The following is a 6,834-nucleotide window of genomic DNA, read 5'->3' as shown; positions in this document are numbered from 1 at the left end:
TATATGCTTTATTTGATACATATAAAAATCAGAGCGATATATTTGAAATATCTAGGCAGGTTTTAGTAGAGGTTTTAAATAGAGTTGATAAGAACTTATTTATGATTGAAGATGAAGATTTTAACTTACTATCTTTGAATTTAATAAGAGCATTTTTACAAGAGATGAATTGCTACGAAGATAGAGAAGGGTTTGCTGAGAGCTTTCTAATAAAATATCAGCTAGATTTACTTTGTGACTTTAATTCTATTTATTCTCAAAATGGAGCTAAAAGCTTGACTAATATTTTTGACTATATAAAATTATATGAATTAGAGTTAATCGATCAAAATATGCTTTACAAAGCTGTATTTGAAAATTTAGATTTAGTTGAAAGTATTAAAATGCTAAATGAAGCTTTATCTAATAAAAATAGTAGGGTTTACGATAAATATTTTGTAGGTCGAGATCAAAATTGTAACGATAAGCAAAATTATCATAAATTGATTTTCGATATATATTTGAAAATAATGAGTACAATTATATCTGAAGAAATTAAAAGAGGAGACGGAAAATCTGACTTTACTAAAATTATAAAAGCTATAGAAACAGTTTATTCAGCAGAATTATTAATACAAATAATAAATGGAATAGGAAATGAAACAATAGAAAGAGGCGTTATGACTCCTTCTAGCAGAATAGATGTTTTAAGCTATTTACTAAAAATATGTAAACCGCTAGATATTGATAATGCAGATAAATTTAAGCAAATACTAAAAGGTACAAAGATATCTAAACAGAAATTAATCGAAGTATCTATGTACAATCCTATATGGGCGGATATAATAGGTGATAGTATAGGTCTTAAAGACTTAAAAAGCGGCTGCTACTATTTTATAGCTCATGCAAACAGATATATAGATAAAAATACAGAAGCCATCATCAAACAATATACTCCACTTGAAGCTGATGAATTAGAAAATGGAGCTTTTGATATAGAATGGTTCAAGGAGTGCTATGAAGGCTTGGGAAAAGAAAACTTTGACATATTGTATAAAAGTGCTAAATACGTTTCTGATAATTCTAAACATTCAAGAGCTAGACATTTTTGTGATGCAGTTACAGGTAAGCTAGATAAAGATGAAGTAAAAAATAAAATAATGGAAAAAAGAAATAAAGACATGTTAATCGCCTATGCGTTGATTCCAATAGAAGGAGAACAGGATTTATTTGAAAGATATGAGTATATCCAGCAATTTTTAAAGGAAAGTAAAAAATTTGGAGCACAGAGAAGAAATAGCGAAAAAATTGCATGTGAAATGGCGATTAGAAACCTAGCCATTAACAGTGGTTATGGTGATGATATGAGATTTATTTTATATATGGAGGGAAATTTATCTGGATATATAGATAACTATTTTAAACCAAAAGATATAGACGATATCACGGTAAGGCTGATGATAGATGATCGAGGGATGAGTTTTATCGAATGTATAAAAAATGGAAAGCAGCTAAAAGGCATTCCTGCAAAGTATAAAAAGAATCAATACATAATCGAAATTAAAGAAGTATGTGATAAATTGAAAAATCAACGTGATAGAGTCTTAAAGATGATGGAAGAATTTATGGAGAGCAGAAATAAACTCAAATATAAAGAGCTGAGTTCTTTAATGAAAAATTCTGTTACGGAGCCTATTTTGAGAAATTTAGTTTTTGTAAGAGATGAAAATACAGTATGGGGATTTTTAAGAGAAGGCGGATTTATAGATTTCGATGGTAGGACTTACGATGTAGATGAAGAGGATAACATTAGAGTGGCACATAGTTTTAATTTGTACGAGAATGATGTTTTAAATGAATATAAAAATTATTTGTTGGATAAAAAAATAGTTCAGCCTTTTAAACAGGTATTTAGAGAATTGTATTTAAAAGCAGATAATGAACTAGATAAATCTAGTAGCTTTAGGTATTCAAATAAACAAATACCAGTTAAAAAATCTATAGCAGTCTTAAAATCAAGACGCTGGATTTGTGATTATGATATAGGTCTACACAAAGTATTTTATAAGGAAAATATAATTGCAGATATAATTATAGATTCTGATTGGTTTTATCCAGATAGTACAGGGATGGCTTTAATTGAAGAAATCTATTTTTACGATAGAAAAAGCTTTAATCCTATAAAAATAAGTCAAGTTCCCGATATAATCTACAGTGAAGTAATGCGAGATGTAGATCTTTTGGTGAACTTATAAAATTTAGAGGAGCACAATATGGGAAGACAAATCAATTATTATATGGATTTAGAATCGTATAAATTATTAGTACAAAAGGCATTAAAGCTAGGTTTTAAAGTAGTAGTAGAAGATAAAAAGGATATTAAAGTATATGATTTTATCGAGGATATTCAATTTAAACAAATGGGAATGTATTTTTATTTACAAGAATTAGGTGAGTTTGTATTTAGTGAAAGTGGATATTTAGATAGAGATCGAAGTCAATTAGTTGAAGCAGGTTTTTCTTGTATATACGAATATAAGAAAGAGATCTCACGAGCTCGTCTATGGGTATCGACTGGATATTGGAATGAAAATGAAGAGTTTATACATAGAAACCAACTATTAGATAAAAAATATTCTTCATTAGTTAGATATGTCAAAAAATTAGCGCCTTATACAGAAATTGAAAAGAAGTCATATAATCCAAGATGTGATTGTAGGACATATATCACAAAGGAATATATAACACCAGTTTTTCTTGAGATGATAAAATCGGGTGGATATAGTTGTGTGTAATAACTATGTTGACATAATCAATACAAAAAATATAAAATAATTTGGAAAAGTAGGTGATTTTATGTATAAACCAAAGTTAGAAAAGGATATTAGATGTCCATTAGAATATGGCTTGGAAGTATTCGGTGGTAAATGGAAATCGAGAATAATTTGTGTTTTAGCTGAAAAAAAGGTACTTCGATATAATCAAATAAGAAAAGAAATGGTGAATATTACTGATGCAGTTTTGGCATCAGCTCTTAAAGAATTGATTGAGGACAATATTATTGAACGAAAGCAATATAATGAGATACCACCTCGAGTTGAATATTCATTAACAGAAAAAGGAATGTCGGTTGTTCCAATTTTACAAAGTATTTGCAAGTGGTCAGGTGCATTTTATAATGAAAGTAACGAAAAAACACTAGCTCAGTGTCAAAAATGCAATTACAATGTTCCTAAATAGGTACTATGAAATTTAATAGTAACTTATTAATTTCTTAATATATTGTTGTATTCCGGGATTATTTTTATAATAACAGTGTAAAATAATTAAGGGGGAAACAACAATGAATCAAAATGTAGTTAATTTATTAAAAGAACAAATATGGTATTTAGGAACTTATAACAATGAACCAAATGCTGTGCCAGTTGCATTTAAGGATGTTACTGAAGATGGAAAATTAGTAGTTGGAGATGTTTTTCTTGACGAAACATTAAAAAACATAGAAGCTAATGGAAAAATAGCAGTATCTGCATGCAATGCAAGCACAATGGAAGGTTATCAAGTTAAAGGAACAGCAAAATACATAACAGAAGGCGATGTAGTTGAAACATTTAAAAAATTAGTATCTGATATGTTTAACGGTGCTGCTACAGCAAAAGGTGCTTTAGTAATAACACCAGAAAAGGTTATTGTTACTACTCCAGGTAGTGATAATAAAAAAGTATTATAAAAAAATTTTAAAATACATATATTTTTAGAATCTCATAAAACGAACCCAAACAAACCTCATTTACCAATAAATATTTAAAAAATAGGATATTAAAATAGATTCTCTATTCTAATATCCTAATTTTTTTGTATTTTATAATTGTAAAATAAACCAATCATATATAAAACTCTAAAAAAATAATAAAATTTCTTGACTTTTAAAACTTACAAATGTAATCTATAAGTATAAGGACTACATTTGTAAGTTTTGAAGGAGGAGAATAAATGAAACAAAATATATCAGAATCAGAATTAGAAGTTATGAAGGTTTTATGGAAAATAGGGGAAGCTTCAAGCGCACAGATAGTTGAACAATTAAAAGACAGTAGCGATTGGAAGCCAAAGACAATCCAGACATTAATCACACGCCTTGTGTCAAAGGGATTTATAGATGTGGACAAGACAAATAGAAAATTATTCATATACAAACCAGCTATAAGTGAACGCGAGTACAAAGACTCTGCAAGTAAGTCATTTTTAGAAAAGCTCTACAATGGATCTATTAATAAGATGGTTTTGAGCTTTGTAAAGGAAAATAAGTTATCGAAGGAAGAGATAGACGAGCTAAGAGATATTTTAAAGGATGAGGATTAGGGGAGAGATTATATGGATATAGATTTATACTATTTAATGGATAATGTTTATGGCTATTTAGCTACGGCAGGTATTTATGCAGCGATAGTAGGAATAGTAATATTAATTGCAAGACAAATTTTAAATAAAAAAATAGGTAAAAAATATTTATGCATGCTTTGGCTTATATTTATTGTTAAGTTGATAATACCTTTTGCTCCAGAAAGTAGTTTTAGTATATTTAATGAAATACCTTTTTTAAAGAATGATATACCTACTACATTTGAAGATATATTTTATAGAAATAAAAATTATGATACTCAAATATACAGTGTTGATAATTTAAATGATTACGAGGATTTAAGTAAAAATGAAGCTGAAGTTGTAGAACATACAGATAATAATAAACAAACTTCAGATGAAAATTTTAAATATAATATTGAACAAAATAGCAATAATAATGGATTAGTAAGTAGCTTTGATATACTTGATTTAATTTTAATTATAGAATTTTTAATGATATTAGCATATGCATTTATGTATTTTAAATTTAATAAAAAAATAAATATTTATCAGCGAAATTGCGACAGAATAGATGATATATTTAAAAATACTTTAAAAAGGATGAATATAAATAAAAAAATAGATTTAATTATAACTGATTCGGTAAATACACCATCTATAATAGGTATTTTAAAAGTCAAGGTATTACTTCCTAGTAATTTAATTGATTTGGATGATTCTCAGTTAGAATATATATTCTTGCATGAATTATGTCACTATAAGAGAAAGGATAATATTTTTAATTATTTATTAGTTTTTTTACAATGTCTTCATATAACTAATGCTGTAGTTTGGATTTCATTTAAAAAAATAAGAGATGATATAGAGTTAGCATGTGATGAAAAAGTATTGTCAATTTTAAATAAAGAAGAGCACAATAAATATGGACTTACAATACTGGATGTGTTAGAACGAATTAATTGTAATAAAAGTATGGTTTTAGGACTTAGTATGGTTAGCGATAAAGAAGTAATAAAAAGTAGATTAGAGATTATTAAAAAATTTAAAAATTTAAAACATAAGAAAATATTGGCTTTAGTTAGTATAGTTTCTGTTTTAGTATTGGCTTCTGTATCTTTGACGAATGGCGAAGTTTTAGTAGATCAAGAAGAATTTGAAAATAGTTACATAGATAGACTTTTTGAAAATAAGGTTGATTATATAGAGAGTGAAGATAGTATAGAATTTTTATTGCATGAGATAAATTGTACACAAAGAGATGGTCCGCTTGAGTTAAGTTGTTCTGTTTATCCTATAAATAGTATAAAGTTTATAGATAAAAAAAATCATAGTAGTTTTATGATTACTTATGAAACGAATCATATAGATTTATCTGATATGGAAAATAATTTATATAAGGATTCTGCCATAATGTTTACATTAATCAAAAATTTAAATGAGGTAGATTATAATATAATAATCAAAGATGATAATAATGTGAGGATTGAGGATAGAAAAAAATATCAATTTAATTTTAAAAGAAAGGATATAGAAGCAAAATTAAATATAAAATTAAATGATATAGAATATGATAAATACGATGAATTTTTAATAGCTTTATCAAGTAGTACAGAAGGAGAATCTAGTTTAAATAATGCTATAGAAAAATATTTATACAATAAATCTTCATTACTTTCGAAAGATGCATTTTATTATGCTTTTGCGCTAAATGAAGAGGATTTTGGATCATTTTCTGAATTTGAAACTACAAGCTATGCGATAATAGGAAAAGACGAAGATGATAAAACGGTAACAGTGTATTTACTATATGTTATTGGTGTATTTTCATTTGAAGATGATAAATTTATTTTAAGTGAGGATTCTGAAATTGTACCTGTAAGATTAAGATTTTCTAAAAATAAGAATGGTCAATATTCCTTAATTGAAGAAAAATATATACAAAATTATGGAAATTATATTTTCTCAAGATCAAAAGCTGTTGTTTTTCAAAAAGATTCAATATTGATTAGTCTTTCAGATTATATAAGACAAGTTTTTCCTAAGGAAGAATCATATAAAGCTATATATGGCGATTATGAAAATAAATTAGGCAGAGAATTAGAAAAAAATGCTAAAAGATACTTAGAATCAATAAATAGTGATGCAAAAATAGAATTATCCAATTATTATGATGATGATTCGAGTTTTAATATAAGTGAAGATGCATATAATAAGCTTTATGATATAAGTTTAATTAATAAGTATCCTCTTATTAAAGATAGTTGTAAAGGATTTGAAAATGGTAAAGTATATATTTATGAATCTAAACAAGATGGAAACATACTGATTTTTACTAAATACAATGCATATAGGGATAAAATATTAGAAAGAATTAAACTTAAAGTCGATGGCGATGAAGTTACTGTAATAGAAGAATAAATCTATGTTGACATAATAAATACAAAAGATTAATATTTTAATAAATAAAGATAAAAACACAGTTCTGGTTGG

Annotated in this window: 6 protein-coding genes; all 6 read left to right on the top strand. The window is 26.5% G+C overall.

Annotation, left to right across the window (positions count from 1 at the left end; all coding sequences use genetic code 11):
• Window positions 1-2,234 (top strand): DUF5724 domain-containing protein (locus tag ACI3VO_RS02505; RefSeq protein ID WP_439756399.1); only part of this gene is annotated, 2,234 nt, incomplete at its 5' end.
• Window positions 2,235-2,252: 18 nt separating this feature from the next.
• Entirely contained in the window at window positions 2,253-2,774 is a 522-nt protein-coding gene (locus ACI3VO_RS02500; protein ID WP_439756398.1) for a hypothetical protein, read from the top strand.
• Window positions 2,775-2,835: 61 nt separating this feature from the next.
• Entirely contained in the window at window positions 2,836-3,219 is a 384-nt protein-coding gene (locus tag ACI3VO_RS02495; protein WP_439756397.1) for a winged helix-turn-helix transcriptional regulator, read from the top strand.
• 103 nt (window positions 3,220-3,322) lie between these two features.
• Complete coding sequence (locus tag ACI3VO_RS02490; RefSeq protein ID WP_439756396.1) at window positions 3,323-3,709, top strand: pyridoxamine 5'-phosphate oxidase family protein; 387 nt, start codon at window positions 3,323-3,325, stop codon at window positions 3,707-3,709.
• A gap of 263 nt (window positions 3,710-3,972) precedes the next feature.
• Window positions 3,973-4,341 (top strand): BlaI/MecI/CopY family transcriptional regulator, encoded by a 369-nt coding sequence (locus ACI3VO_RS02485; RefSeq protein WP_439756395.1) that lies wholly within the window; start codon window positions 3,973-3,975, stop codon window positions 4,339-4,341.
• A gap of 12 nt (window positions 4,342-4,353) precedes the next feature.
• Window positions 4,354-6,762, top strand: a complete 2,409-nt coding sequence (locus tag ACI3VO_RS02480) for a M56 family metallopeptidase (RefSeq protein ID WP_439756394.1) — start codon at window positions 4,354-4,356, stop codon at window positions 6,760-6,762.
• Window positions 6,763-6,834 lie beyond the last annotated feature (72 nt).

Origin of the sequence: Intestinibacter sp. (genome assembly GCF_051866655.1) — a bacterium.
Taxonomy (GTDB): domain Bacteria; phylum Bacillota; class Clostridia; order Peptostreptococcales; family Peptostreptococcaceae; genus Intestinibacter.
The sequence above is the reverse complement of the archived record's forward strand: the minus strand, read 5'-3'. Positions and strand labels throughout refer to the sequence as shown.